This is a genomic window from Caulobacter mirabilis (genome assembly GCF_002749615.1).
Classification (GTDB): Bacteria; Pseudomonadota; Alphaproteobacteria; order Caulobacterales; family Caulobacteraceae; genus Caulobacter; species Caulobacter mirabilis.
In genome coordinates, this window is sequence record NZ_CP024201.1 from 259,048 (window position 1) to 284,116 (window position 25,069).

Annotated in this window: 21 protein-coding genes; 15 read left to right on the plus strand and 6 right to left on the minus strand. The window is 66.7% G+C overall.

What is annotated here, in order from left to right; translation table 11 throughout:
* Window positions 1-23 precede the first annotated feature (23 nt).
* The 11 genes from CSW64_RS01270 (at window position 24) to CSW64_RS01320 (ending at window position 12,064) form a co-directional block, all read left to right on the plus strand.
* Window positions 24-1,388 carry a nucleotide sugar dehydrogenase gene (locus CSW64_RS01270; protein WP_099620391.1) on the plus strand — a complete coding sequence of 455 codons (1,365 nt, stop codon included), beginning with the start codon at window positions 24-26 and terminating at the stop codon, window positions 1,386-1,388.
* A 5-nt stretch (window positions 1,389-1,393) separates the two neighbouring features.
* Complete coding sequence (wecB, locus tag CSW64_RS01275) at window positions 1,394-2,476, plus strand: non-hydrolyzing UDP-N-acetylglucosamine 2-epimerase (RefSeq protein ID WP_099620392.1); 1,083 nt, start codon at window positions 1,394-1,396, stop codon at window positions 2,474-2,476.
* Between the two features lie 102 nt (window positions 2,477-2,578).
* Window positions 2,579-3,733 carry a DegT/DnrJ/EryC1/StrS family aminotransferase gene (locus tag CSW64_RS01280; protein WP_099620393.1) on the plus strand — a complete coding sequence of 385 codons (1,155 nt, stop codon included), beginning with the start codon at window positions 2,579-2,581 and terminating at the stop codon, window positions 3,731-3,733.
* 13 nt (window positions 3,734-3,746) lie between these two features.
* Window positions 3,747-4,505: a class I SAM-dependent methyltransferase gene (locus tag CSW64_RS01285; RefSeq protein ID WP_216361218.1), complete on the plus strand. Its 759-nt coding sequence runs from the start codon at window positions 3,747-3,749 to the stop codon at window positions 4,503-4,505.
* Window positions 4,506-4,531: 26 nt separating this feature from the next.
* Entirely contained in the window at window positions 4,532-5,344 is an 813-nt protein-coding gene (locus CSW64_RS01290) for a transketolase (protein WP_216361219.1), read from the plus strand.
* 8 nt (window positions 5,345-5,352) lie between these two features.
* Window positions 5,353-6,279: a transketolase family protein gene (locus CSW64_RS01295; protein ID WP_099620396.1), complete on the plus strand. Its 927-nt coding sequence runs from the start codon at window positions 5,353-5,355 to the stop codon at window positions 6,277-6,279.
* An 8-nt stretch (window positions 6,280-6,287) separates the two neighbouring features.
* The gene (locus tag CSW64_RS01300; protein ID WP_099620397.1) at window positions 6,288-7,034 is read left to right on the plus strand and encodes a sugar transferase; all 747 of its coding nucleotides are present in this window, start codon (window positions 6,288-6,290) and stop codon (window positions 7,032-7,034) included.
* On the plus strand, window positions 7,031-7,561 hold the full coding sequence (locus tag CSW64_RS01305; protein WP_099620398.1) for a GNAT family N-acetyltransferase: 531 nt from the start codon (window positions 7,031-7,033) through the stop codon (window positions 7,559-7,561). The genes CSW64_RS01300 and CSW64_RS01305 overlap by 4 nt, the downstream gene beginning before the upstream one ends.
* A 2-nt stretch (window positions 7,562-7,563) precedes the next feature.
* Window positions 7,564-8,844: a glycosyltransferase family 4 protein gene (locus CSW64_RS01310; protein WP_099620399.1), complete on the plus strand. Its 1,281-nt coding sequence runs from the start codon at window positions 7,564-7,566 to the stop codon at window positions 8,842-8,844.
* Window positions 8,845-8,927: 83 nt separating this feature from the next.
* On the plus strand, window positions 8,928-10,772 hold the full coding sequence (asnB, locus tag CSW64_RS01315; protein WP_099620400.1) for an asparagine synthase (glutamine-hydrolyzing): 1,845 nt from the start codon (window positions 8,928-8,930) through the stop codon (window positions 10,770-10,772).
* A complete protein-coding gene (locus CSW64_RS01320) occupies window positions 10,769-12,064 on the plus strand; it encodes a lipopolysaccharide biosynthesis protein (protein ID WP_150131299.1) in 1,296 nt (431 codons plus the stop codon). Before asnB ends, CSW64_RS01320 begins: the two co-directional genes overlap by 4 nt.
* An 87-nt stretch (window positions 12,065-12,151) precedes the next feature.
* Here CSW64_RS01320 and CSW64_RS01325 read toward each other — a convergent pair whose 3' ends face one another.
* The 3 genes from CSW64_RS01325 to CSW64_RS01335 all read right to left on the minus strand — a co-directional run bounded on the left by CSW64_RS01325 (window position 12,152) and on the right by CSW64_RS01335 (window position 15,576).
* The gene (locus CSW64_RS01325; protein WP_099620402.1) at window positions 12,152-13,435 is read right to left on the minus strand and encodes a hypothetical protein; all 1,284 of its coding nucleotides are present in this window, start codon (window positions 13,433-13,435) and stop codon (window positions 12,152-12,154) included.
* Window positions 13,432-14,421 (minus strand): D-glucuronyl C5-epimerase family protein, encoded by a 990-nt coding sequence (locus tag CSW64_RS01330; RefSeq protein WP_172448421.1) that lies wholly within the window; start codon window positions 14,419-14,421, stop codon window positions 13,432-13,434. The genes CSW64_RS01325 and CSW64_RS01330 overlap by 4 nt, the downstream gene beginning before the upstream one ends.
* Window positions 14,422-14,571: 150 nt before the next feature.
* Entirely contained in the window at window positions 14,572-15,576 is a 1,005-nt protein-coding gene (locus CSW64_RS01335) for an NAD-dependent epimerase/dehydratase family protein (RefSeq protein WP_099620404.1), read from the minus strand.
* 140 nt (window positions 15,577-15,716) lie between these two features.
* On the opposite strand from CSW64_RS01335, the gene CSW64_RS01340 reads away from it, so the two are divergent.
* Window positions 15,717-16,259 (plus strand): DUF3617 domain-containing protein, encoded by a 543-nt coding sequence (locus tag CSW64_RS01340; RefSeq protein ID WP_099620405.1) that lies wholly within the window; start codon window positions 15,717-15,719, stop codon window positions 16,257-16,259.
* Between the two features lie 7 nt (window positions 16,260-16,266).
* Here the strand turns inward: CSW64_RS01340 and CSW64_RS01345 are convergent, their stop codons facing one another.
* Window positions 16,267-17,313 (minus strand): M48 family metallopeptidase, encoded by a 1,047-nt coding sequence (locus tag CSW64_RS01345; RefSeq protein WP_099620406.1) that lies wholly within the window; start codon window positions 17,311-17,313, stop codon window positions 16,267-16,269.
* A gap of 174 nt (window positions 17,314-17,487) precedes the next feature.
* Between CSW64_RS01345 and CSW64_RS01350 the strand changes: the two genes are divergently transcribed.
* Complete coding sequence (locus CSW64_RS01350; RefSeq protein WP_150131300.1) at window positions 17,488-19,773, plus strand: S8 family peptidase; 2,286 nt, start codon at window positions 17,488-17,490, stop codon at window positions 19,771-19,773.
* A 1-nt stretch (window position 19,774) separates the two neighbouring features.
* On the opposite strand, the gene cysN is transcribed toward CSW64_RS01350, so the two are convergent.
* Entirely contained in the window at window positions 19,775-21,664 is a 1,890-nt protein-coding gene (gene cysN / locus CSW64_RS01355; protein WP_099620408.1) for a sulfate adenylyltransferase subunit CysN, read from the minus strand.
* Between the two features lie 154 nt (window positions 21,665-21,818).
* Window positions 21,819-22,787, minus strand: coding sequence for a sulfate adenylyltransferase subunit CysD (gene cysD, locus CSW64_RS01360; RefSeq protein ID WP_425430385.1), 969 nt, complete (start codon window positions 22,785-22,787; stop codon window positions 21,819-21,821).
* Between the two features lie 189 nt (window positions 22,788-22,976).
* Here cysD and CSW64_RS01365 point away from each other — a divergent pair, with 189 nt between their 5' ends.
* Window positions 22,977-23,516 (plus strand): D-glycero-alpha-D-manno-heptose-1,7-bisphosphate 7-phosphatase, encoded by a 540-nt coding sequence (locus CSW64_RS01365; RefSeq protein ID WP_099620409.1) that lies wholly within the window; start codon window positions 22,977-22,979, stop codon window positions 23,514-23,516.
* Window positions 23,517-23,597: 81 nt separating this feature from the next.
* Window positions 23,598-24,989, plus strand: a complete 1,392-nt coding sequence (locus tag CSW64_RS01370; protein WP_099620410.1) for a pyridoxal-phosphate dependent enzyme — start codon at window positions 23,598-23,600, stop codon at window positions 24,987-24,989.
* The last annotated feature ends 80 nt before the right edge of the window (window positions 24,990-25,069 follow it).

A 25,069-nucleotide genomic window follows, 5' to 3' on the forward strand; every position in this document is an offset into this window, starting at 1 on the left:
AAAACAACTCTGGATAGGGTCGAATGACCAACGTGATCGTGGAACGAAAAGAACGCGCCGACACCGTTGCCGCTTTGCTGAAGCGCCTCGAAGACCGTGAGGCGCGGATCGCCATCATGGGCCTGGGCTACGTCGGCTTGCCGCTGGCCGCCGCCGTGCACAATGCGAATCTCGAGGTTCTCGGGTTCGACATCGACGACAGCAAGATCTCGCGCCTCCAGGCCGGGCTGAGCCCGGTCGGCACGGTCCCGGACGAGATCGTCCGCGAGATGGCCAAGAGCGGCCGGTTCCAGGCGACGAGCGACGCGGCCCGGCTGTCCGACGCCGACGTCATCATCATCTGCGTTCCGACGCCGCTGGATCGCCACCGCAATCCGGACCTGTCGTACATCGTCAAGACCGCCGAGACGATCAAGCCGGTTCTGCGGCGTGGTCAGATGGTCGTGCTGGAATCGACGACCTATCCTGGCACGACGGATGAAGTCGTGAAGCCGATCCTGGAGACCAGCGGCCTTTCGGTCGGAACGGATTTCCTGCTCGCCTATTCCCCCGAGCGGGAAGATCCCGGCAATCCGCAGTTCGAAACCGCCACGATCCCGCGGGTCGTCGGCGCCGACGAGGAAGCCTCGCGCCGGGCGGCCGAGCTGCTCTACCGCCAGATCGTGAAGAACGTCATGCTCGTGTCCAGCACGCGCGCGGCCGAGGCCGTGAAGCTGACGGAGAACATCTTCCGCTCGGTGAACATCGCTCTGGTGAACGAGCTGAAGCTCATCTACGGCAAGATGGGCGTCAACATCTGGGAAGTCATCGAGGGCGCCAAGACCAAGCCCTTCGGATACATGCCCTTCTATCCCGGCCCGGGCCTGGGCGGGCACTGCATTCCCATCGATCCGTTCTACCTGACCTGGAAGGCGCGCGAGTACGACGTGCCGACGCGTTTCATCGAGCTGGCCGGCGAAGTGAACACCCGCGCCCCCCGCGAGGTGGTCGCGGCGCTCTCCGAGGCGCTCGGCCGCCGCAGCCGCAAGAGCGTGAACGGCGCGCGCATCCTGCTGATCGGACTGGCCTATAAGAAGAACGTCGACGACATGCGCGAGAGCCCGGCGCTGGTGATCCTCGAGGATCTCGAAGCGCGGGGCGCCACCGTCGAGTTCTATGACCCGTTCATCCCGACCGTGCCGATGACGCGCGAGCACGCGCCTCTGGCTGGTCGCGAGAGCGTGAGCTGGGCGGCCGACGTCCTGCAGGGCTTCGACGCGGCGCTCATCTGCACCGATCACGACGACATCGACTACCAGCAGCTGGTCGACAACGTTCCCATCGTCGCCGATGCGCGCAACGCCACCCGCGACATCGTGCGGAACCGGGATCGGATCGTTCAGGTCTAGGCTCCATGTCCAACCGTTCCTGCCCCAAGCTTCTGACGGTCGTTGGCGCGCGCCCGCAATTCGTGAAGGCGGCGGTGGTCAGCCGCGCGCTGGCCTCCCGAGGCGATGTTCACGAGGTCCTCGTCCACACCGGGCAGCACTTCGACGACAACATGTCCGGCGTCTTCTTCCGGGAACTGGAGATCGCCGAACCGGCGCACCAGATGACCGTGGCCGGCGGCGGTCACGGCCAGATGACGGGCCGGATGCTCGAGCAGCTGGAGGCCATCATGGTCTCCGAGAAGCCCGACGGCGTGCTGGTGTACGGCGACACGAACTCGACCCTCGCGGGGGCGCTGGCCGCGGTGAAGCTGCATATCCCGGTCCTGCATATCGAAGCCGGAATGCGGTCGTTCAACCGACGGATGCCGGAGGAGATGAACCGGATCCTCGCCGATCACGCCAGCGACCTTCTGCTGTGCTCCACCCAGTCGGCTCTTGAGCATCTGGCGCGCGAGGGCTTGAGGGAGAAGGCCGTGCACGTCGGCGACGTGATGTTCGACGCGACCCTGTTCGCGATCGAGAAGTCGCGGAGCGTCTCGACCGTGGTGGAGCAGCTGGGTCTGACCGACAGGCCCTATGCGGTGGCGACGGTCCATCGGGCGGAGAACACGGACGATCCCGAACGACTCGCGACGATCGTTCGCTACCTGCAGGCCACGGCCGGCGGGCAGGAGGTCATCTTCCCGGTCCATCCCAGGACGCGGAGCCGCCTGCAGGGTCTCGCCGTCAGCACCGAGGGGCTCCGCCTGGTCGAACCGCTCGGCTATCTCGACCTCCACAGGCTTCTGGCCGGCGCGAGCCTGGTCATGACCGACTCCGGCGGACTGCAGAAGGAGGCCTACTTCCATCGCAAGCCGTGCATCACCCTGCGCGGCGAGACGGAATGGACCGAGACCATCGAGGCCGGCTGGAACCGTCTCTGGACTGCGCCGGAGACGGCGACGGAACGGCGCGACATCGCCGACTACGGCGATGGGAAGTCGGGCGAGCTTTGCGCTTCGATCATCGCCGATTTCCTCGCGAAACGGGAAGCGGCGCGCGCCTAGGCGTCACGTCTGGCGGTATAGGGTTGTGAGATGTCCGCTTCGTTCCTCAGCGGCGATACAAGAGGAAACCCCCGCTAGGGGTTGGCGAAAAGGGTTCGGACTATGACGACATCGGCCACGGCTGAGAAACCTGCAACTGCCCCTCAAGCGGGGCGTCAGGTGCCGTTCTTCAACTATCCGGCGCTCTTCGCCGAGCATCGCGAAGAGTATCTGTCGACCTTCGAGGACGTCCTGCAGCGCGGCGCCTACATCATGCAGCGCGATCTGGCGGAGTTCGAAGAGGCGCTGGCGCGCTACCTCGGCGTCAAGCACGCCATCGGGGTCGCTGACGGCACCGTCGCCTTGAAGATCGCGCTCACCCTGGCGGGCGTCGGCCCCGGTGACGAGGTCATCGTGCCGAGCCACACCTTCATCGCCACCGCGGCGGCGGTGCACCAGGTCGGCGCGACGCCGGTCCTCTGCGACTGCGGCCCCGACAGCATGATCGACGTGGACAGCGCGCGCCACGTCCTGAGCAGCCGGACCAAGGCGATCATGCCCGTGCAGCTCAACGGCCGCACCTGCGACATGGACAAGGTTGAAGCCTTCGCCGCGGAGCACGGTCTGAAGATCGTGGAAGACTCCTGCCAGGCGATGGGCGCCAAGTACCGCGGGCGGTTCGCCGGCACCTTCGGCGTCGCCGGCTCCTTCAGCTTCTTCCCGGCCAAGACGCTGGGCTGCTTCGGCGACGGCGGCGGTCTGATCCTCGAGGACGACGCGCTCGCCGAACAGGCTCGGGAACTCCGTGACCATGGTCGCGGAAAGGACGGCAAGGTGCACCGCTTCGGCATCAACGGTCGACTGGACAACATCCAGGCGGCGATCCTGTCCGTGAAGCTCAAGCGCTACGACGAATCGATCGACCGTCGCCGCGCGCTGGCCCGAATCTACGACGCCCGCCTGTCGACTGTCGCCGAGCTTCTGCTGCCGCCGGGGCCGGATTCGGATCCGCTGCGGTTCGACATCTTCCAGAACTACGAGATCCAGTCGGAGCGCCGCGACGCGCTGCGCGAGTTCCTGACCGCGCGGGGCGTCGGCACCATCATGCAGTGGGGCGGGCACATGATCCATCAGTTCGAGGATCTGAACCTCAAGGCCCATGCTCCGTACGCGGAGGAAATGTCCCGTCGCTACATGATGCTGCCCTTGCATCCGATGCTCAGCGACGACGACGCGCACTATGTGTGCGACCAAATCGAAACCTTCTACAACGGTTGAGCCCGAAGACCTCATGGACAAGCCGATTGCCGTTTCCGGCGGGTTGCGCACCGAAGCCGAAGCTCTGGAAGCGCCTAGAAACCGCGCCCTCTTCGAGGCCAACCCTTCGTCTTGGGAAACCAAGATGGAGAATTTCCCGAAGTACGTTCGACGCCAGAACCTGACCCGCTTCCTCGCCCTGTACGAGATCTTCAAGCGGATCCTTCCGGTGAAGGGATCGATCGTCGAGTGCGGCGTGAACCATGGTTTCGGCCTGATGAGCTGGGCGAAGTTCTCGGCGATCCTCGAGCCGGTGAACCTGACCCGCCGCATCTACGGGTTCGACACCTTCGAAGGGTTTCCGAGCGTCAGCGAGAAGGACCGGTCCGGCGCCGCGCGGAACGTCAAGGTCGGCGACCTCGCCGCCGACGTGTTCGATGAACTGAGCCAGCTGGTCGACATCTACGACTCGACCCGGTTCCTCGGGCATGTGTCGAAGGTCAACATGGTGCGCGGAGACGCCACCAAGACCATTCCGGCGTTCATCGAGGCCAACCAGCATCTGCTGGTCAGCCTGCTTTACCTCGACTTCGATCTCTATGAGCCGACGAAGGTCGCTCTCGAGCACTTCCTGCCCCGGATGCCGAAGGGCGCGGTGATCGCGTTTGACGAGCTGGACAACCCGCTGTGGCCCGGCGAGACGCTGGCCATGCTGGAAGCCCACGCGGCCCGGCCGCTCCGGATCGAGCGCCTCGAGTTCGACCCCTACATCGGCTTCGCGGTGCTCGATTAATGGGGGAACTGGGAGCCAAGGCGAACGTGGCGGACACCGAAGCGCTGGCGCTTCGCCTGCGACGCCACGTCGTGCGGATGACGCACCGCGGGAACAGCTCGCACGTGGGGTCGGCCCTTTCGATGGCCGACATCATGGCCGTGCTCTACGGCCGGGTCCTGCGCGTCGACCCCAGCCAGCCGAAATGGCCGGGGCGGGATCGTTTCATCCTTTCGAAGGGGCATGCCGGGGCCTGTGTCTACGCGGCGCTCGCCGAGCGGGGCTTTTTCCCGGTCGAGCAGCTGGAGCAGCACTACAGCAACGGCTCCGTGCTGTCGGGGCATGTGTCGCACAAGGGCGTCCCGGGCGTGGAGCTCTCGACGGGCTCGCTCGGGCACGGCCTGGGCGTCGGCGGCGGCATGGCCAAACAGCTCCGCCGCCTGGGTGGAAACCAGCGTGTCTTCGTCGTCCTCAGCGACGGCGAATGCGACGAGGGGTCGAACTGGGAGGCCATCCTGTTCGCTTCCCACCACCGCCTCGACAACCTGGTTGCGATCATCGACTACAACAAGATCCAGAGCCTCGCGTCGGTCGCCGAAACGCTGGCGCTGGAACCCTTCGCCGACAAGTGGACGGCGTTCGGCTGGGCGGTTCGTCGCGTGGACGGGCATGACCACGCGGCCCTCCATGCCGTTCTGGACGGCGCTCCTCTCGAAAGCGGCAAGCCGACGGTGATCATCGCCGACACGACGAAGGGCAAGGGCGTGTCCTTCATGGAGGACAGCGTGCTCTGGCACTACCGGTCTCCGCAGGGCGAGGAATACGAGAACGCGCTCGCCGAGCTGGCTGGCGGAGCCTGAGGAAGACGATGCGGGACAGTTTCATCAAGGCGCTGACCGAACTGGCTGAGATCGATCCCCGGGTGGTGTTGATCACGGGCGATCTCGGCTTCGGCGTCCTCACGGATTTCGCCAACAACCGGCCGGACCAGTTCATCAACGCCGGCGTCGCCGAGCAGAACATGACGGCCCTGGCGGCCGGGATGGCGCTCGAGGGGGCTCGCGCCTACACCTATTCCATCGCCAATTTCACGACGCTGCGGTGCCTCGAACAGCTTCGCAACGATGTCTGCTACCACGAGGCGGACGTCACCGCCGTTTCCGTCGGCGGGGGATTCTCCTACGGGCAGCTGGGGATGTCGCATTTCGCGACCGAGGACCTGGCGATCATGCGCGCTCTGCCGAACATGACGGTGGTGGCGCCGTCCGATCCTTGGCAGGCCCTGGAGCTCACCCGCCAGCTTCACGCCCGCGGCGGTCCCGCCTATCTGCGTCTGGACAAGGACAAGGCCGGTCTTGAGCCCGCGCCCGCCAGCGTCGTGCTGGGCAAGGTGCGAGAAGTGCGCGCCGGCGCCGACGCCGTCATCTTCGCCACGGGCGCGATCCTCGGCGAGGCGTTGGCCGCGGCCGAGACTCTGGCCGCTGAAGGCGCCGCGGTTCGCGTCGTCGACGTGCATACCCTGAAGCCGCTGGATGTTGAGGGCGTGGTTGCGATCGCGTCCGAATGCGGCGTCGTGGTCACCGTCGAAGAACACAACAAGCTGGGCGGCCTGGGCGGCGCGATCGCGGAGGCCTGCCTTGAAGGCGGGGCTAAGGTCCGCAGCTTCCGGAGGGTCGGGCTTTCCGATCTGTACCCCACCATTGTCGGGGACCAGAAGTTCTTGCGTCGCGCCTACGAGATGGACGCGCCGGCGATCGCCGCCGTCGTCCGTGACGCCCTGAAGGCCGCCGGATAGAGATCGACATGAAGCGCGCGTTCGACATTCTTTTCTCGGGCTTGGTTCTCCTGGCGCTCTCGCCTGTGATGCTGAGCGCGTTGTTCCTGGTCTGGTTTCACGACCGGCATTCGCCGATCTACAAGGCGCGCCGCGTTGGTCGGAACGACCAGGACTTCATGATGATCAAGATCCGCTCGATGGTGGTGAACGCCGACAAGACCGGCGTGAACTCCACCGGCGTCGGCGACAATCGGATCACGCCTGTCGGGAAGTACATCCGCCGCTTCAAGCTGGACGAGCTCTCTCAGTTCTGGAACGTCCTGAAGGGAGACATGAGCGTCGTCGGGCCGCGGCCCAACACGCGAAACTGGGGGGTCGATCTGTACACCCAGGAAGAGATGAAGCTGCTGTCGGTTCGCCCGGGGATCACCGACCTCTCGTCGATCGTCTTCTCCGACGAGGGCGACATCCTCGGCCATTCCGACGAGGCCGATGCGCTCTACAACCGCATCATCCGTCCGTGGAAGAGCCGCCTGGGTCTTCTGTACGTCGCCAAGTCCTCGATCTTTCTCGACATCCAGATCATCTGGCTCACCGGCGTCGCGATCGTCTCCAAGCCGGCGGCCCTGCGCGGCGTTCACCGGATCCTGACCCGCCTGGGCGCGGATCCGGAGCTGATCGAGGTGTGCCGTCGTGAAGGAACCTTACCGGCGGCGCCGCCGCCCGGCGGCGCACAGATCTTCGGCGCGGCTCTCGCGGAGGCCGAGGCTTGAGCGTCCTTTTCTATCGGTGCGAGGCAGCGGGGTTCGATCAGCCGCTCCCGGCCTTGCCCGATGGCTTCGAGGTTTCGGTCTGGAAGCCGAGGCGCGACGGCCTGCCGCCGCGTAGTCTTCCCTCCTACCCCAACGCGGTCTGGTGGCTGTTCGACAAGCTGGGTCTGTTCGCCAACCCGAACTGCGGCGTGATCATGATCAGCCGCGAGGGGACCTTGGCGCATAGCTCTCTGGTGACGCCGCGCTATTTCCGGTTCCCGGAGATGGCGGCGGACGATCTTCAGATCGGCGCCACCTGGACGGCCCCCGAGATGCGGGGCCAGGGATTGGCCAAGGCGTCCATCGGGCTGATCCACGAGCATTGGCGGGGCGCATTCAAGCGCATGTGGTACCTCGTCGAGGACGACAACGCGCCGTCGATCCGCGTCATCGAGGCTTGCGGATACAGCCTGCTCGGCAGGGGCGTTCGATCGGTCCCGGCGGGGATCGGCCCCTTGGCCACCTATCGGATGACGGAAGCGAACTGAGCATGCGTATCTGGACGACCGTCATGGGCCAGCGCCTGGACGACGCCGCGAACACGCGGTCCATGCTGCTGTGCAGCGAGCTGCTCAGCCGGGGACATGAGGTCGTGATGTGGACCTCGGCGTGGGATCACATCCGCAAGGAGTGGCGCAAGGAGTGGGTCGAGTCCGGCGGCAAGCCCGTCCGTCGGTCCGACGGGCTCGAGATCCGCTTCATGAAGGGCTGCGGCTATCAGCAGAACACAAGCCCGCGGCGGCTCGTGGACCACTGGATGGCCGCCGCGGACTTCGCGAAGCAGGCGCGATCGGCGCCGCGACCCGACGCGATCGTGGCCTCGTCTCCCGACCATGTGACGGCGGCGGCCGCCGTGAAGTTCGGGCGCTCCATCGGCGCCGTCACGCTGATCGACATCCGGGACAAATGGCCGGACATCCTCTTCGATCTTACGCGCGGGTCGCTGGTGAAGCGGGCGGCCGGCGGGGTGGCGATGGTCTTCGAGCAGAGGCGGACGCGCCAGGCCCTGCGCCGCGCCGACGGCATCGTGGCCATGATGAATTCCATGATGGACTGGGGGTTGGCCAAGGCGGATCGCCCCCGCACGGATGACGAGAAGGTCTTCTTCCTGACGACCGCGCCGAAGAACTTCGACGTGCCGGCCAAGCCGCTCGAGAGCGATCACGCCATCAGTCGCGCGCTGGAAGCGGCCCGGGGGAAGACGGTCTTCGCCTTCGCGGGCACCTTCAACCGGACCCAGCATCCGGCGCTCCTGCTGGACGCCGTTGACCGCCTCAAGCAGCAAGGGCGCCTGCGGGAGGACCGGGTGGCCTTCCTGATCGGGGGCGCGGGCCAGGACGCGGACGTCGTCGAGCGGCGCGCGGCGGCTCACGCCTGTGTCCACTATGTCGGGTGGATGAAGCCGCACGAAATGGACGCGCTCCTGCGCGGCTCCGATGTTGGCCTGCTCCTGATGAATTTTCCGTCGGAGGCCTTCAACAACAAGACCTTCTCGTACATGGCCAGCGGATTGCCGATCATCAGCGGCGCCACGGGAGACCTGCACGAGCTGATCAACGAGTATGGCGTCGGCGTCAACGTGACCGGCGGGAACGTCGACCAGCTGGCGGACGCGATCGACCTGTTGGCCTCCGACGACCAGGAGCGGGCGCGCATGACGACCCAAATGCGCGCGCTGTTCGATTCCCGCTTCGACCAGAAAGGCAACTACGCGGCCTACGCCGATCATATCGAGGCCATGGTCGCAAAGAAGTCGGCGCGCGCCGTTTGAGCCGTAGGCTCTTGCGCCGTTGATCCGGTAACGCCTATTCCGGCTCCAGGTCCGGTGGGCGAGCGAAAGTAGGGCGCAATCCAATGTGCGGTATCTCGGGCGCGACAACGCTTCGGCGAGGCCAGGATCTCGTGTCCCTGGTCCAGGCAATCGCGGAGGCGCAGACCGCTCGCGGACCGGATGCGCTCGTCGTGGAGCGCTTCCAGGCGGGAGACGCGGAGGTCGTGCTCGGCCACAACCGGCTGAGCATCATCGACCTTTCCGTTGAAGCCAACCAGCCGATGAATGACGCCAGCGGGCGGTTCACCATCGTCTTCAACGGCGAGATCTACAACTATCTCGAACTGCGGAAGCAGCTCGAGGCCGACGGCGTCCAATTCCATACCGCCAGCGACACGGAAGTCCTGATCGAGGCCTACCGAGCCTGGGGCAAGGCCGCCCTCGAAAAGTTCTACGGCATGTTCGCCTTCGCCCTGCTGGACCGGCTTGAGGGCGAACTGCTGCTGGTTCGCGACCGCTTCGGCGTGAAGCCCCTCTACTACTGGACCGACGGCGCGACCCTGGCGTTCGCCTCGACCACGGGAACGATCGCCCGCTGGGCCGGCCTCGAGCCCAATCTCGCCTATGTCGCGCGCGGGCTGAGGTTCAAATACTACGAAGACGAGACGGACATCTCGCCGCACAAAGGCCTGAAGGCGCTGGAAGGCGGGACCTGGTTGGCCGTGAAGCTCCGCGGCGACAGGCTCGCCCTCGAGCAGGGGCGCTACTACGACGTGGCGGACCGGGTCCAAGCCGAGCGGGCCAAGATCGAGGGCCTGAGCTTCCAGGAGCTCGAAGCCCGTCTTCTGAGCCTTCTGGACGACGCCTCTTCGATACGCCTGCGGGCGGATGTGCCGGTGGGCGTGTCGCTGAGCGGAGGCGTCGATTCGACCACGATCGCGGCGATCACCGCCAGGAAACACCCTCGCATCGTCGGCTACAGCTTCGCCCATCCAGACGTGCCCGAGAGTGAAGGGCCGCTGGTGAAGGAACTTGTCGACGCGACGGGCGTGCAGCCTCGGTATGTCTGGCCGACCGCGCCCGCCGAGATCGAGGACCTGTTCTGGCGCACCTACCGGGCTCAGGAAGCGCCATTCCCGCACGCGAGCATGATGGCCCAGAACGCCGTCTTCCGCGCCGCGCGCCAGGATGGCGTGAAGGTGCTGCTGGGGGGGCAGGCGGGCGACGAGGCCTTCATGGGCTACCGCAAGTTCTATCTGTTCTACGCCCAATCGATCCTTCGCCAGAAGCGTTGGGGCGAGGGACCGCATCTCGCCCTGGCCATGGCGCCTTTCGCCCTCGCCATCGCGAAACGGGCCGGCGTGTTCTGGAGCGAGCGCGCCCGCTATGCGCAGGGCGGAACGGGGATGGCGTCCCGTCTGAGGCTGCCGGCCGAGGTCGAAGCCTCCGGCGCCGGGATGTCCGCGGGGCAGACGCCGCTGGATCGCCAGGTGCTGGACATCACGCGCTATAGCCTGCCGTCCCTCCTGCGGTACGAGGACCGGAACTCGCTGAGCAACAGCGTCGAGAGCCGCCTTCCGTTCATCGATCATCGCGTGGTCGAGTTCGGCCTGGCTCTCCAGGAGAGGCACAAGCTCGCCAACGGCTTCGGCAAATGGATACTGCGGAGCGCGATCAAGGATCTCGTCCCCGACAGCATCCGGTTGAACCGGGACAAGCGCGGCTTCGACGTCAACCAAGCCCGCTGGATCGAGGGCGGACTGGGGCGGGTGCTGCGTGAGGCGCTGACCGAACGGCGCAAGCAGATCGTCGACTACCTGCCCTCCGATGCGAACCTGGAGGCGCTGTTCAGCGACGCCGCTCTGATCTCGGACCCCCAAGCCTTCAAGGAAGCCGTGAGCTTGATCTGGCTGGGCGACCAGGCTTGAGACGCCTCGCTGCACGTCTGGGGGCGCGCGGCCTGGGCGGCTACTTCAGCGCCATGGCCCGCGTCGGCGGCGCGACCGTGGCGGCGCAGCTCGCGGCGCTGGCCGTCGCCCCGGTCCTGACCCGTATCTACGGTCCGGAGCATTTCGGCCTGTTTGGGGTCTTCCTCGCGGTCGCGACCACGCTCGCGGCGATTCCGCCGCTGGGCTACAATGAGGCCATCATCGCGGCGCGCGAGGACGCCGATGCGGACCGCCTCTTCGCGGCCTCGCTGCTCGGCAGCGTGGTTCTCGGGCTTGCGCTGAGTCTGGTCGTCTGGCTGGTGCTGACCCTGGGGCCTGCGCCCGTACGGATTCTGCCGGCCTGGACGGCTCTTCTGCTGGCGCCGACCATCGTGGGCATGGCCGCAACCCTGTGCGTCCAGATATTCCTCGCCCGCGAGCATGACTGGTCGACCTCCTCGCAGATGACCCTGGCGCAAGCGGGTTCCCGCGTGACCTTCCAGCTGGGGTTCGGCTTCCTGGGCGTCGGCGCGGGCCTTCTTTTGGGGGAGGCCTGCATGCGGGTCCTCACGCCCATCTTCGCGCTCTGGAAGAAGCGGCGCGAAGTCGCCAGGCGGCTGCTCGATCAGCGGTGGTCGGACATCGTCGGCGCGGCGCGACGCTACGGCCATTTTCCGCTCACGCGGATGCCGTCGTCCTTCCTGAACAACCTGGGGACGCTGGCCGCGGCGCCGATCATCTCCAGCTCATATGGCCTGGCGGCCGCCGGCGTCTACACGGTGATGGACCAGGTCCTCAACGTGCCGCTGGGCTTCGTGAACAAGACCGTCGGCGATGTCTTCGTCGGCCATTTCTCCAAGCTCTTCCACTCGGACCGGGCCGCGGCCGCACGGCTCTTCCTGCTGACCGGGGTCGGCCTGGCGCTCCTCGCTCTGGTCCCCGCGGGGGTCCTCTGGTTCGCAGGCCCCTGGCTCTTCAAGCTGGTGATGGGCGCCCAGTGGGAAGCGTCGGGCGTCCTGGCCGTCTATATGATCCCGGCCTTGGCCGCGCGGTTCGTCGTGCTGCCTCTGTCCTGGGTCTGCAGCGCCGCCAATCGGCCTGAACTCAAGCTCATCTTCGACGTCGTGCAGCTGCTGTCGGTCGTCCTGGTCTTTGTGATGGCCAGTCGGGCCGGCGTGTCGTTCCATGACGCCGTCGTCCAGCTGTCCATCGCGCTGGCCGGCGCGTATGCGCTGCTGCTGCTGCTGAGCGTCTGGGCCTTCTTCCGCCCGAGGACAGAGCGGCTCGCCTAGACGGACCGCTCCGCCGTCTCCGCTGCTTGAAGCGGCGCCAGACGGGCCCATGCGCGCTGGGCGCGGACGGGCCCGCGGTTCCTGTCGCTAGGCTATGATGCGGACCTGCTGGACGCCCACGGCGCGGACCGGCCGCCGCGCCATCGCCGGGCGGGTCATCACATAGCTCATCGCCACCCAGAGCAGCAGGTTGAACGACAGCGCCTTATGAACGGCGAAGAGCTGGGCGTACATGAACAGGCACACCAGCGACGCCAACAGCGCCAGGGCGGTGGAGTCGCCGTTGCGGCGCCACAGGCCGAGCAGCCTGAAGCCCAGCGTGGTCCACAGCGCGATCAGGCAGCCGACGCCGAACACGCCGTTGTAGAGGAGGAAGTAGATGAAGATGTTGTGCACATAGGCGCGAACATCCCCCTCGTAGGTGACGAAGCCCACGCCGGCGCCGGTTCCGAACAGCCAGGTGATCAAGCCGCCTTCCTGGTAGGCGCGCAGCGCCGGAATCCATTCACTGTCGATCCGGCCGTCGCCCTGCTCGCGCTGCCGCGTGAGCATGACCTCGATGAAGACGGTGAAGTAGGGCGTGAAGAAGATCAGGGCGAAGAAGGCGACAAGGCCGATGACCATCGCCCATCGCATCTGCTTGGACAGGCGTTTGGGCGCGCCCACGGCGTTCTGGGGCGGAAAGAACTGGATCAGGATCAGGGCGGTGATGATGCCGCCGATGATGCACAGGATGTGGGACCGCGTCTGGGTCATCATCGCCGCCACGATGCAGGCCAGGACGACCGACGCCAGCGTCCATTGCCGGCGGGATCCCGGTACGGCGGCGGCGGCGAACACGAAGGCGACCACCGCGCCCACCAGGAAGAGGGGGTGCGAAATCCGGCCGTCCAGGAAGGTGATGCGGGAGAACAGGATCGACTGGGCGTCGAAGGCCGGCGTGTTCGAGAGGAACAGATAGATGATGTAGAGCGCCTGAAGCAGGCCGATCCCGATCAGCGCCTTGTCCAGGGTCGTCGGCTCCACCGCGCCCCGCAGCAGCCACCAGGGCAGCCCAAGGAGAATGATGCCGACATAGGGGGCCGTGGAGGTGATCACTGAGGTGATGTCGGTTCCCTTGACGACCGACATCACCGCCGAAATGGCGAACGAGGTCAGGTAAAGGAACGCGACCAGCCACAGGCTCCTGTCCTGCCGGAGCGTGCGCATGTCGCCGCCGAACAGGCGGATGATGCTGATGAAGAAGCCGCCGACGAGGACGGCGATCAGGCCGATCTCGAACGGACCGAGCGGGTCCAGAGGCGGCGTCGCCAGGAACGAGAAGAGCAGCGCGACCGCGATGAAGCCGCTGAAGAGCTTGCCGACGGTCATTCGTACACGGCCTTACGGACGAACTTCAGGACGGTCGCCCGCGCCTTGTTCAGCGGCGTCAGTTGCTTCTCCCAGATCGCCGCGTGACGGGCGATTTCTTCGGACCGGAACATCCTGGACAAAGCCTTCAGATAGCCGACGCACATGATCTGATAGCGGGGGCTATGATAGTTGGGGAAGGGTGTTTCGGGATTGTGGTCGTAGAGTGTCCACCAGCTCGTCGTGTAGTGGGGCAGCATCTTCTCGATGGACTGTTTCGCCATCGCCGCAAGTTCGGCCGCCTTTTCGTCGCCCAGCCAGCGCGCGACTTCCCAGGGCGCGATGGCGGCGGCCATGAAGCCATTGATCACGGCGCTCGGCCGGGGCGGATACTCCTCGAAATAGGGGCAGCCGGTTTCGTTGGAGATCCCCAGGTAACCGCCGTCCGAGATCTGGACGGAGAACTTCGAGAGGCCGCGCCTCGCCGCCACGGCGAACGTCTCGTCCTGCGTGAGCAGATAGGCGCGCAGCATCACCGAAACGCCTCGGGACTGCGCCAGCGCGGAGGTCCAGGGGGCCTTCCAGCCCGCCCAGTCGAACTCGTAGTTGAAATCGCCTTGCTCGGTCTGCCGATCGCGGAAGTAGGCGGCATAGTGGAGAAACTGGTCGCGAAGCGCATCGCCCTCGCCCGCGATGAACCGGTCGTGGAGGCCGAGCGCGAACTGGAACGCCGCTTCGGGATTGATCTGCTCGCCCACCGGCTCGGGATACTTGAGGACGATGATCCCGTCCGAATTGGTCAGGTCATAGGCGGTCTTCTGCCGGTGATCGATCGGATAGACGGGCGAGACCACGCCGTGCGCCCGATAGTCCTCATAGCGGTCCAGGGTCTCGGCGTCATAGACGGCGGGCGGCTCCGGGATGTACCAGAACGAGGCCGTCGTCGTCCGCCCCATGAGAGCGCCCAGCAGATAAGTATCGATGACGCGGTACCCGCGTCTCAGCACGCCTAGCATCTGTCAGTCTCGAAAGCGGGGAATTGGGTGGGCGAGGGATGATGTCCGGGAGCCTGCACCCTCGGCGCGCCTTTCTGCTGGTTGATCAGCGAGATTGCAACATGGGCATGTGCGAGGCGAAGCGGCCCGGGCTTCGAGCGGCTAGCGTGGCGCATAAGCCGCCAGGTACCAGTCGCAGAACGCCTTCAGGCCCGCGTCGATGTCGGTCTCGGGCCGGTAGCCGCATAGCGCTTCCAGCAAGTCCGCGCTGGCGTAGGTGACCTGCGGGTCGCCCGGCTGCAGGGGGAGGAAATTGTACTCCGCCCTTCGTCCCAGGGCGTTCTCCATCGATCGTATGAACGTCATCAGGTCCGTCGGGCGGCCGCCGCCGATGTTCACGACGCGCCAGGGGGCCACGGGGCTGAGCGAGTCCAGCGGCGAGACCGGGGTGTTCCGGACAGGGACGCACGGCATGAGGCGTACGATCCCTTCGACGAGGTCGTCGATGTAGGTGAAGTCCCGCTTCATGTCGCCGTGATTGTAGATGTCGATCGGCTGTCCGTTGACGATCGCGTTCGCGAACTTGATCGGCGCCATGTCGGGCCGCCCCCAGGGGCCGTAGACCGTGAAAAAGCGGAAGGCCGTCGTGGGGATGTCGAACAGGCTGCTGTAGGAATGGCTCATCGCCTCCGTGGCCTTCTTGGTGGCGGCGTAGAGGCTGAGAGGGTGGTCCGCCGGCTCGTTCTCCTGGAACGGCATCTTCTGATTGCCGCCGTAGACCGAGCTGGTCGACGCCAGCATCAGATGGCCGACTTCAAGCCTCCGCACGGCTTCGAGCACCTTGAAGGTGCCGCCGATGTTGGAGTCCACGTAGCTGGCCGGGTTCTCGAGGCTGTATCGGACGCCCGGCTGAGCCGCGAGATGGATGACGATCTCGGGGTTGAAGGACTGCGCCAGATCAGAGAAGCGGTCGCCGTCTTCGAGCATCATCTGCTCGAAACCGAAAGCATTGCTGAGCCGGAGGTTCTTGAGGCGGGTCTCCTTCAGCGACGGGTCGTAGTAGGGAGTCATGCCGTCGACCCCCATGACCTCATGGCCGTCCGCTACCAGTCGGCGTGTAAGATGGTAGCCGATGAAGCCGGCGACGCCCGTTACCAGGATTTTCAAGGAAGGCCTCTCGTCATTTTGGCGCTTATTATTCTCTTTCTCCGTCAGGGGCGAGAGTGCTTGCCTCCCGGGACCGTCCAGGGCACATCCTGGCCTCAAATCGTACAACTCGCGCAGTTGAAGGGGTGGATATCGTGAGCATGTTTAAAGCGGGTGTCATCACCGTCGCGCTGCTGGCGGTCGCCGGGTGTTCGGAGAACAAGGCGCCTGCGGCGAAGCCCGAAGCGAAGGCGCCGGTCGAGGTTCCGAAGCGCAAGCCGGGTCTCTGGAAGCAGACGATGCTGGTCGAAGGGGTCAACGTGATCCAGACGGTGCAGCTTTGCATCGACCCCGAAAGCGACTCCAAGCTCGCTTGGTGGGGCCAGCAGGGGCTGCGTCAGTCCTGCAGCAAGAATGATCTGCAGCGCCAGCCCGACGGCTCCTGGAAGTTTGCTTCGGTTTGCGAGGGCGTCGGCGTGAAAACGGCGACCACCGGCAGCGCTGTCGGCGACTTCAGTTCACGGTACCAATTGAAGGCCGAGGCCACCACGAGCGGCGCGCCCATCCCTGAAATGAACGGCACCCGCACCGTCACGATCGACGCGTCCTGGGTGGGCGAGTGCCCTCAGGGCATGAAGCCGGGCGACATGGAGATGCCGAACGGCCAGCGGATCAACATGCTTCAGGTCAGCGGGCAGAAGTAGTCCGGCGCTACTTCCCGGAGGCCTGGGGGCGAGTGGGCAATAGCGGCTCGCCCCTCTCACGCTTGGCCTTGATCTCGTCGGCGGCGGCGCCGATGTTCATGGCGCGCTCGAGAGAGCCCGGATGGGTCCAGGTCGAGTACCGCGAGCGGCCGTAATCCGCCCCATACTGCCGCCAGAAGTCGCGGGCCTGCGAATAGTCGTAGCCCGCGCGAGCCATGAGATAGAGGCCGACGTAGTCGGCTTCGCGCTCAAGCGTGATCAGTCCTCCGGGCGCGGTTCCCATATTGCCCAGGATCGCGCCGGCGGGACCGCCGTCCTTTATCCGGGTGCGGTGTTTCAGGACGTTGTGGCCGAGCTCGTGCCCCAGGACGACGGCCAGTTGATCATCGGCCGCCGCGTAGCGGACGAACGCCGTGGTGATGAAGACGCGCTGGCCGTCCGCCCAGGCGCTGACGTCCTCGGACGGGATCAGCTGGGCCTCGTAGGCGCAACCCGTCACGGGCTGAAGCTGCAGCGTCAGCGTCTGGCCGTCGCGGCGAACGGTGAGCGTGGCGGCTCCATCCGACAAGGCCTTGTCCAGCAGCTCCTTCGCGCGAAGCGTCTCGTCGTAGGTGACCTTGCTGTCGGCGATCCTGGCCCCCGCGTCGTTGAAGGAAACGCCATCGACTTGGAGCAGCGTATCGCCCATGCGGACGCCGGCCTTGTCCGCGGCGCCTCCGGGGGCGACGGCGAGAACGGATGGGAAGCCGTCGAGCTTGAAGTAGCGACTAGCCGTGGCGCGGCTCGCGGCGCCGTACTGAAGCGCATGATGCAGGGCCAGGCCGCCCAAGGCGGCCTTGTCTTCACAGAGATCCGCGTTCGCGGTGTTGATGCGGTAGGAGACGGCCAAGACCCTTGCATCCTGTTGGCGCAAACGTTCCAGGCTGGCTTCCTGCTGGAACTCGTCCTCCCGTCGGAGCGACTCGGCGTCGGCGCGGGGCAGGGCGACGACGGGCTCGATCGAGGAACAGCCGGCCAGCGTCGCGAGAAACAGAAGGATGGGCGCCTTTTTCATCTTCCGGTCTCCGAGGTTGGTCGAGAACCGACCCTTGAGGTTTTGGTGTTTGGATCAGGAACGCGTGTCGGTCGATCCGTCCCAAGGGGCAAGAGTCTAGTTGTCACGGTGACGTAAATTCGGCCGCAGGATACCGTGGGAGCGTTTTCTGCGGGGCTGGCGGAGGGGACTGCGATGTCGACTTGGGTCCACGTTGCGAAGAGTGCGCCGACACTGGCGGTTTGCGCCGCCCTGGCCGTAACCGTGACCGCGTGCGGAGGAGGGGGAGGAGGCGGCGGCGGAGGCGTCGTCTCGCCGGTCACGCCTTCTCCGCCGCCCCCTCCTCCTCCGCCCCCGCCGCCGCCGCCTCCTCCGCCCCCGCCCCCGCCAGGGCGGCCCAGCGCCACGAGCGCCGAGTATCTGCGCAGCTGGAGCCTGGGGGCGATCAACGCGATCGACGCCTACAACCACCCGGCCACGGGGGCCGGGATCACCATTGCGGTGATCGACACCGGGATCGACCAGACCCTGCCGGATCTGCAGGGGCGGATCTCGCCGCAGTCCACGGACATCCGGTCCTCGCGCAACGATCCGACCGGCGTGAGCCGGCACGGGACCCGGGTGGCGGCCGTGGCCGCGGCCAATTTTGACAACGCCGGCTCCCTGGGCGTGGCCTACGGGTCGACGATTCTCTCGATCCGGGCGGACGATACGGTCGGGTCCGCCTGTGGCCCCGACGGTTGCCAGTTCAACGACAGCGACCTGGCGCGCGCCATCGACTATGCGGTGTCCAACGGCGCCAAGGTGATCAATCTGTCGCTCGGCGGCGACACGCCGGACGGCGCCGCGTTCGAGGCGGCGCTGCAGCGAGCGGTGGCCGCCGGCGTGGTGGTGGCCGCGGCGGCCGGCAACGACACGACGCCCAACCCGGAGTGGCCGGCCCGCTACGCCGCGGACAGCCGCTTCGCCGGTTCGGTCATGGCCGTGGGCGCCATGGCCCAGGACGGCTCGATGGCCAGTTTCTCAGGTCGGGCCGGCGTCGCCGCCAACGGCTTCCTCGTGGCGCCTGGGCAGGGCGTCGCCACCGACTGCACCTCCGCCGGCTGCTGGTCGGTAAGCGGCACCTCCTTCGCCTCGCCGATCGTCGCCGGCTCTCTCGCGCTGCTGCTCCAGGCCTTTCCGATGATCTCGGGGCGGGACGCCGTGGACATCCTGTTCCGGACCGCGACGGACAAGGGGGATCCCGGAACGGACCCGATCTGGGGGCGCGGACTGCTGAACCTCAAGGCGGCCTTCCAGCCTGTCGGCGCCCTCAACGTGCCGAGCGCGGCGGGCGGGACCTTCCAGCCGAACCCGCCGCCGGGCGGGATCTTCGGCTCGGCCTTCGGGGACGCCGTCCGAACCAGCGCCGCCCTGAAGACCTTCGGGCGAGACGACTACCGCCGCATCTTCACCGTCGATCTGGCTCAGACCTTCCCGGAGGGGCGGCATGCGCTCATGGGCGCTGCGGCCCCCGCCGCGCGCTCGACCGCGACCAGCGTCGCCGGTCCCGCGGGGACGCGGTTCAGCGTCCGCGCCGAGCAGCCGGTGTTCGAGGAGGCCGTCGTCCCGGAGCGGATGTACGACTTCGCCGGCGTCCGCCAGCCGTCCTCGGCCCTGGTGTCCGCCGACATCGGCCGGCTGAGCCTGACGGCCTGGCGGGGCGAAGGCGGCGCAGTCGCGCCGGGCGCCGGCGACCGCGACGCCTTCCGAACCGTGGCCTCGGCCGACCAGGTGATGAAGGCCGCCGTCCGTCTGGGCGGAGGCTGGTCGCTGGCCGCCGAACAAGGCAGCGCAGAGCAGCCGGACATTCTGGCCCTGCGCGAGGTCGAGGGGACGGACTATGCCTCCGCCACGGCCAGCTTCAGCAACGGGCGGTACGGTTTCAGCGTCACCGGCGGCCGTATGGACGAGCCGCTGGGGCCGCTGGGTTCCTTCATCTCTGAACGGTCGATCTACAGCCTGCCGGCGGAGACGCGTTTCGGCGCCTTCAGCCTGACCGCCCGAGCGAGCGACCGCCTGACCCTGCGCGGCGACGCCGCCTTCGGCCGGACGAGCATTCGCGACGGCTTCTTCCAGACCGGGGACGCGTTCAGCAGCCAATGGCGGCTGGGCGCCTACGGTGACTGCACGCTGCTCGGCGCGATCCCCTGCGACACCTTCGCGATCGAACTGGAGCAGCCGCTGCGGATCGAGAGCGGAACCTTCAGCGCCGTGCTGGCCGACACGCCGCTGGACTGGCGCGATCCGACGACCTTCTCGACGCGCCGCTTCTCGGCCAGCCCGTCGGGGCGGGAGATCGACCTGCGCCTGGTCATGGATCGCGACTTCGGCGGCTGGGGCCTGCTGCGCCTTCGCACCATCGCCGCGTTCAACCAAGGCCACCGCGAGGACCGCGACCTCGACCTGGGCGCGGCCCTGGACTGGCGGGTGACGTTCTAGGTCACCCGCGCTCCAGCCAGGCCACGATCGTCTCGGCGGCCTCGACGGCGGTCATGCCGGTCGTGTCGACGACGATCTCGGCCTGTTCGGGCGGCTCGTAGGGGCTGTCGACGCCGGTGAAGTTCTTCAGCTGACCGGCGCGGGCCTTCTTGTAAAGGCCCTTCACGTCCCGCTGCTCGGCGATCTCGAGCGGCGTCTCGACATAGACCTCGACGAACTCGCCGGCCTCGAGCATCTCGCGGGCCATCCGACGCTCGGCGCGGAACGGGCTGATGAAGGCGGTCAGCACGATCAGGCCGGCGTCAGTCATCAGCTTGGCCACCTCGGCCACGCGGCGGATGTTCTCGACCCGGTCCTCCTCGGTGAAGCCGAGGTCCTTGTTCAGGCCGTGGCGGACGTTGTCGCCGTCGAGCAGGTAGGTGTGCCGGCCCAGGGCGTGGAGCCGCTTCTCGACCAGGTTGGCGATCGTCGACTTGCCGGCGCCCGAAAGGCCGGTGAACCAGACCACGCGGCCCTTCTGATTCTTCTGGGCGGCGCGGGCGGCCTTGTCGATGTCGGTGGCCTGCCAGTGGATGTTGTCGGCGCGGCGAAGGGCGAAATGGATCATCCCGGCGCCGACCGTCCGGTTGCTCAGCCGGTCGATCAGGATGAAGCCGCCCAGGTCGCGGCTCTCTTCGTAGGCCTCGAACGGGATCGCGCGGTCGAGCGAGATGTTGCAGACGCCGATCTCGTTCAGCTCCAGCCGCTTGGCGGCCAGATGTTCGAGCGTGTTCACGTTGACCCGGTGCTTGGGCTCGGTGATCGAGGCGGTGACCGTCTGGGCGCCGATCTTCATCAGATAGGGGCGGCCGGGCAGCATCGGCTCGTCGTCCATCCAGACGATGGTCGTCTCGAACTGATTGGCCACGGCGGCCGGGGCGTCGGCGGCGACCAGGACGTCGCCGCGCGAGATGTCGATCTCGTCGGCCAGGGTTATCGTCACCGACTGGCCCGCCACGGCTTGATCCAGGTCGCCCGGCAGGGTGACGATGCGCGCCACGCGGCTTTCCCGCGACGAGGGAAGGACCTTCACTCGGTCGCCCGGCTTGATCACGCCGGCGGCGATCTGGCCGCTGAAGCCGCGGAAGTCGAGGTTGGGACGGTTCACCCACTGCACCGGCATGCGGAACGGCTTGGCCTGCAGGCCGTCCTCAACCTGGACCGTCTCCAGCCAGGTCATCAGCGGCGGGCCGTCGTACCAGGGCGCGGCGTTGCTCTTCTCGGTGATGTTCTCGCCGTTCAGCGCGCTCATCGGGATGGCGGTGAAGTCGGAAAGGCCGATCCAGCCGGCGAAGGTGCGGTACTCGGCGACGATGGCGTCGAAGGTCGCCTGGTCCCAGTCGACCAGGTCCATCTTGTTGACCGCCAGGACGATCTTGCGGATGCCCAGCAGGCTGACGAGGTAGCTGTGCCGGCGGGTCTGGGTCAGCACGCCGCGACGGGCGTCGATCAGGATCACGGCCGCGTCGGCGGTCGAGGCGCCGGTGACCATGTTGCGCGTGTACTGCTCGTGGCCCGGCGTGTCTGCGACGATGAACTTGCGCGTCTCGGTCGAGAAGAAGCGGTAGGCGACATCGATGGTGATGCCCTGCTCGCGCTCGGCGGCCAGGCCGTCGACGAGGAGGGCGAAATCGATCGCCCCGCCCTGGGTGCCGACCTTCTTGCTGTCGCTCTCGAGGGCCGCCAGCTGGTCCTCGAAGATCATCTTGGAGTCGTAGAGCAGCCGGCCGATCAGGGTCGACTTGCCGTCGTCCACCGAGCCGCAGGTGATGAACCGCAGCAGCGACTTGTGCTGGTGCTGGTGGAGATACGCCTCGATGTCCTCGGCGATGAGCGCGGACTGGTGGGCCATCAGAATTGCCCTCTTTCAATCCGAGCATCCCGGCGAAGGCCGGGACCCCGATGGCGGACGACAGGGTGAGCGCCAGGACTGCGGAGGCCATCTAGCCGCTTCAGCGGGACGGGCTGGGTCCCGGCCTTCGCCGGGATATGCGGACAAAGAAGCATCAGAAGTAGCCCTCCTGCTTCTTCTTCTCCATCGAGGCGGCCTGGTCGTGATCGATCACGCGGCCCTGGCGCTCGCTGGTGGTGGTCAGGAGCATTTCCTGGATGATCTCGGGCAGGGTGGCGGCGGTGCTCTCCACCGCGCCGGTCAGCGGGTAGCAGCCCAGGGTGCGGAACCGCACCGACTTCATCTGCGGCGTCTCGCCGGGGCGCAGGCGGAAGCGGTCGTCGTCGACCATGATCAGCGCGCCGTCACGCTCCACCACCGGCCGGACGTCGCTGAAGTACAGCGGCACGATCGGGATGCTTTCGAGGTGGATGTACTGCCAGATGTCCAGCTCGGTCCAGTTGGAGATCGGGAACACCCGGATGCTCTCTCCTTTGGCCTTGCGGGCGTTGTAGAGCTTCCACAGCTCGGGTCGCTGGTTCTTGGGGTCCCAGCGGTGCTCGGCCGAGCGGAAGGAGAAGACCCGCTCCTTGGCCCGGCTCTTCTCCTCGTCGCGCCGGGCGCCGCCGAAGGCCGCGTCGAAGCCGTACTTGTCGAGCGCCTGTTTGAGGCCCTCGGTCTTCCACATGTCGGTGTGGGCCGGACCGTGGTCGAAGGGATTGACGCCCTTCTCCAGCGCCTCGGGGTTCTTGTGCACCAGCAGGTCGAAGCCGAGCTCGGCGGCCATGCGCTCGCGCATCTCGTACATGGCCCGGAACTTCCAGGTCGTGTCGACGTGCAGCAGCGGGAAGGGCGGCTTGCTCGGATAGAAGGCCTTGGCAGCAAGGTGCAGCATCACCGCGCTGTCCTTGCCGATGGAGTAGAGCATGACCGGGCGTTCGGCCTCGGCCACCACCTCGCGCATGATGTGGATGCTCTCCGCCTCCAGGCGCTGCAGATGCGTCAGGCGGGCGGGAGAGAGCGGCGCGGTCATGGCGTCATCGGACACCGGAGGGCGCGCGGGGGCAAGCGTCGTGGTCGCCACGGTCGTTTCCAGCACTGGTGAAGCTCCACCTTGGGGGTGGAGGGGCCCCTTCAAGGACGGCAAGTACGGAAGAGGCCTTTCCGGCGCAAGCGCGCAGGCGTCGCCCCGGGCCGTCGAATTTGCGGCAGCGGTTTCAGTTTTGCTGACAGCCGCTTCCGCTTTGTCGTCCCGGTGGTATGGAGAGGACCCATGACCCAGCCCGCTCGTCGCTTCGCCGTGATCTTTGACCGTGACGGCGTCCTGAACGTCGATACGGGTTACGCCTTCGAGCCGCACAAGCTGGAATGGATGCCCGGCGCGAAGGCGGCGGTGGCGCGGGTGAACCGGGCAGGCGCGCTGGCGATCATCGCCACCAACCAGTCCGGCATCGGCCGCGGCTACTACCGCGAAGCCGACATGGAAGCCTTTCACGACGAGATGCTTCGGCAGCTGGAGGCCGAGGGCGCGCGGATCGACCGGATCTACTTCGCGCCACACCACGAGGACGCGGCCGAGGAACGCTACCGCGTCGCCGATCACCCCGATCGCAAGCCGAACCCCGGCATGCTGCTGAAGGCGCTCGCCGAGTTCGAGGTGGATCCGCTCGACGCCGTCATGATCGGCGACAAGGAGACGGACATGGAGGCGGCGCGGCGTGCGGGCGTGGCCGGCTTCCTCTATCGCGGGGGCGACCTGGACGCTTTCGTGGCGGAGCGCCTGGCGACCCTGATGGGCACGGACGTTTCCTGAAAACGCCGGCCCGCGGCTTCCGCCGTGCCAGGTTCCGCGTTAGGCAGGGACAATCCTTCCTTTGCGGAACCTGTTCCTGACATGACCGACCGAAGCCTACCGCGAGCGGCGCGCTCGTCCCTGGACCTGATCGGCAACACGCCCATGGTCGAGGTGACCCGGATCGACACCGGCCCCTGCCGCCTGTTTCTGAAGCTCGAGAACCAGAACCCCGGCGGCTCCATTAAGGACCGCATCGCCCTGTCGATGATCGAGGCCGCCGAGAAGGACGGTCGTCTGACCCCCGGCGGGACGATTATCGAGGCGACGGCCGGCAACACCGGCCTGGGTCTGGCCCAGGTGGCGACGGTCAAGGGCTTCAAACTGATCCTGGTCGTGCCGGACAAGATGGCGCGCGAGAAGATCCTGCACCTCCGCGCCATGGGCGTCGACGTGCGCATCACGCGCTCTGACGTCGGCAAGGGTCATCCCGAGTACTACCAGGATATGGCCCAGACGATCGCCCAGGGCATACCGGGCGCACTGTACGTCAACCAGTTCGAGAACCCGGCCAACCCGCTGGCCCACCAGACCACGACGGGGCCGGAAATCCTCGACCAGATGGAGGGCGACGTGGACGCCGTGGTCGTCGGCGTCGGATCGGGCGGCACGCTGACGGGCCTTGGCCGTTTCTTCCGAGAAGCTTCGCCCAAGACCCGGATGATCCTCGCGGATCCGGTCGGCTCGATTCTCTACGACTACGTCAACACCGGCCAGTACGGCGAGGCCGGCAGCTGGATCGTCGAGGGCATCGGCGAGGACTTCATCCCTGACAACGCCCAGATGGATCTGGTGGCCAAGGCCTATGCGATCAGCGATCGCGAGAGCGTCGAGACAGCCCGCCTGCTGCTCGAGAAGGAAGGCATTCTGGCCGGCTCCTCGTCCGGCACCCTGCTGGCGGCGGCGCTGCGGTATTGCCGCGAGCAGACCGAGCCCAAGCGCGTCGTCAGCCTGGTCTGCGACACCGGCGGCAAGTACCTGACCAAGATGTTCAACGACATGTGGGTGGCCGCTCACGGCTTCGAGGAGCGGACCAAGCACGGCGATCTGCGCGACCTGATCGCTCGCGACTTCTCCGAGGGCGGGGTGGTGACCATCAGCCCCGAGGACAGCCTGCTGACCGCCTACAATCGCATGCGCTCGGGCGACATCAGCCAGATGCCGGTGGTCGATCACGGCAAGCTGGTCGGCATCCTGGACGAAAGCGACATCCTGACCTGCGTGGGCGGCGGTGAAGGCCGGGCCGACCGGTTCGGCCAGAAGGTGTCGGCCGCCATGACCCGCGACGTGCACACGCTGCAGGTCGGCGAACCCGTCGAGAACCTGAACCCGGTGTTCGAACGCGACCAGGTGGCCGTCGTCGTCGACGGCGAGAAGCTGGTCGGCATCATCACCCGCGTCGATCTGATCAACCACCTGAGGCGCACGGCCTAGCCGACCTATATCAATCGTCATCCTCGCGCCCGTCGCGAGGACCCATGAACATCGAGTCTTCCGGCCGCCCGCCGTGTTCA